This window comes from Mesobacillus zeae (assembly GCF_003570705.1).
In the GTDB taxonomy this organism is placed as follows: Bacteria; Bacillota; Bacilli; order Bacillales; family Cytobacillaceae; genus Mesobacillus_C; species Mesobacillus_C zeae.
Genome location: NZ_QWVT01000077.1, coordinates 1 through 1,935, shown reverse-complemented (window position 1 = coordinate 1,935; position 1,935 = coordinate 1). Strand labels below are relative to the sequence as shown.

Genomic DNA, 1,935 nt, shown 5'->3' with positions numbered 1-1,935 from the left:
CGGAGCGATTCGATGTTGACTTATCGTAGGGAGGAGTGGGATGGCCACTATACGCTGGGCGCTCCTCGAAAAAGCTAACGCTTTTCCTTCGTGCGAGGTATCCCTTCCGAAGCTTATTCTTATGAAGCTAGACAATTCTCAAAGTCGGAATTTATCCATCAAATTTTTTCCTTTAGTACAGTCTATTTATCAATAGCATGAGTACCATTTATTTCGTCTGCAAGGTTTTTACCGGCACCGATGAAAGTTTAATCGATAATGGAAAGGCTAACAGCAGTAAACAAATAATAAAGCCAATTACTCCACCCCAGCCGAAATTTGACCAGAAAAATCCGCCGGCAGTACCTGCAGCGCTCGAACCAAAATAATAAAAAAATAAATATAACGAAGAAGCTTGCGCTTTTGCAGTATGTGCTCTTCGCCCTACCCAGCTTGAAGCGATCGAATGGGAGCCAAAAAAGCCAAAGGTAAAAATAGCGATACCGATTATCTTTAACACCAAGGGCTCTACAAGTGTCAATGCCGCTCCAGTAACCATAATGACTAGGCCAAGCCATAAGACCTTACGGCGGCCGAGCGTATCAGAGAGGCGCCCCATCCATGTTGAACTAAAGGTGCCAGTTAAATAAACAATGAAAATCCAGCCGACTATTGTCTGGCTCAATTGATACGGAGGTGCCATTAATTCAAAGCCAATGTAGTTATACAACGTGACAAAGCTTCCCATTAAGATAAAAGCAATAGAAAATAAACATAATAATGCCGGGTCTTTTAAATGACCCACCATGGATTTGACTAACGTATTTAGTTTCAATGACTTTGGTGCAAAATAGTTGGATCTCGGCAAATTAAACCAGAACCACAGACTAAGTACGAGGCTAATCACCCCAATACTACCCATGGCAACCCGCCAAGAAAAAAAGTCCGTAACAGAGCCGGTAATAATTCTTCCTGCCATGCCGCCAATGGAGTTCCCGCTAATATAAATCCCCATGGCAACCCCAAGACTTCTTGGGTCAACTTCTTCACTCAAATAGGCCATAGCGATGGCCGGCAGTCCCGCAAGAACGATCCCTTGCAGGATGCGAAAGACGATTAACGACCCAAATGTGGGACTGAAGGCAGTAAAAATGACAATAAGGGAGGAAAGGATTAAGGAAGAAGCCATAATCGGTTTTCTTCCCCATGCTTCAGATAAAGAACTGGTAAAAAGCATTGCCACAGCAAGAGCGAACGTCGTCACCGACAACGTCAGACTCCCCGCTGCCGCTGTCACATGAAACTCTTTTGTGAAAATCGGCATTAACGGCTGGACATCATAAAGAATAGAAAAAGTTATAAATCCCCCTGCAAAGAGGGCGAAATTGGCTTTACGAAAGGCTTTAGTACCTTGTTGCAGCTTACTCAACGAAAAGACCTTCTTTCTACTTTTATACACTTTTTAACTGTACTCCTCTAATGTGAAAAATTCAAATAGATTCAAGGTTCTTTTGGTAAAACACAGATACCGTCATGGTAAAACTGCTTGGAAATCTGTTATCAAATAGCATCGAGGCTTTTGATGACTGGCAAAAGGAACATAAACAACAGGCTGTGATCACACTGCAATTTTATAAACGCAAGCGGTTTGTATTTGCTCATTTGTAAAAATAACAGCCTGGCCATCCCTACTGCAATATTAGATGGATTGTTCCAGACTTACGGAAAAACAACTAAAGCGAATGGTCATGAGTGACTTGGGACGAAGATCATTAAGGAGATCGTAAATGACCACCACGGCTTTTTAGACTTTGTCTATAAAGACCAGGAGTTCACCATCAAAATAAAATTTCCAGCCATTCAATAAGAAAAGCGGAAGCGCACGTTTAGCGACATATGGCCAGGGACCCGCTCCGACTGATATAAAGGAAACACGAAGAGCGGAGCGATTCGATG

1 protein-coding gene is annotated in these 1,935 nt (G+C 42.6%); it reads right to left on the bottom strand.

The window, feature by feature from the left end; all coding sequences use genetic code 11:
• Nucleotides 1-208 precede the first annotated feature (208 nt).
• Nucleotides 209-1,408, bottom strand: a complete 1,200-nt coding sequence (locus D1970_RS21995; protein ID WP_119114965.1) for an MFS transporter — start codon at nt 1,406-1,408, stop codon at nt 209-211.
• Nucleotides 1,409-1,935 lie beyond the last annotated feature (527 nt).